This window comes from Parendozoicomonas sp. 209JJ7-1 (assembly GCF_058147085.1).
This window is the reverse complement of the sequence record NZ_JBYVJU010000092.1, coordinates 1-820: the sequence shown is the minus strand read 5'-3', so window position 1 is coordinate 820 and position 820 is coordinate 1. Positions and strand designations below refer to the sequence as shown.

The 820-nt window shown below is 40.6% G+C and carries 1 protein-coding gene; it reads right to left on the bottom strand.

Annotated elements, in window-relative coordinates:
- Positions 1-648: hypothetical protein (locus ACY2RQ_RS19505; protein WP_490114681.1), on the bottom strand; the 648-nt coding region annotated here is incomplete at its 3' end.
- Positions 649-820: the final 172 nt, after the last annotated feature.

Genomic DNA, 820 nt, shown 5'->3' with positions numbered 1-820 from the left:
CTTTGGTATGCGGTAAAGTGTATTGCCTTTTTTACTTATTCTCGTCTCTAGCAAGTTTTCAGCTACCATTTTCTGAAGAGTTGATCTTATAAATGGATGTTCATAACTAGATAGAGAAGAAAAGCCTTGCTGTTGTGCCCCCCAAACCTTTATGCGAGAAGGGGAAAAAGCCCATTTCTTGTATTTTGTAAGAAACTCTATTAAAAGTTCTTTAAGCTTCGGTTCAGAGAATGATTCTGTGATCTCAGCCATTTCATCCAAACGTCTAAGCTTTCCCTCAAGCGTTTCTATCCTATCTTGAAGGTAACTTATTTCTTCAACGTGCTCTGAAGCTTGCTCCTTTACAACTTCGGTAAACTCAACACCACCGATTTTTGTGATTCTAAGCCCCAGCTTATTCCAAGGAATCCAGACTAACAAAATTGCAGAAATAGAGAAGAGAAAAATACCAGATAGTCCAAGATCTTTTGGTGAAGCAAATTTATCTGGAGCTTGAACATACTTAATGGTGAGACATATGCAGATAATGGATAAGATCAATCCAACGGCAGTGACAGTCCAAATTATTCCTTGAGGAATGCTGAAGGGTTCACTTACATTTTCCAGCTCTTCTTCTGGAATTTCAAAATTTGTTTCTTGATGGCTCATTCTTGATGTTTACTCTGATTGGCCCTAACGACCGCATCAGGTGCGCCGAAGGCGTCACTTGGATGCGCTTGTTAGGTGCTTACCCGGTTTGCATTGAATGTGCCGCACTACAATACGAAGTGTGCACTTTGGTTGTGGCTGGCTGCACGAATGTATGGACACAAGACTTAAC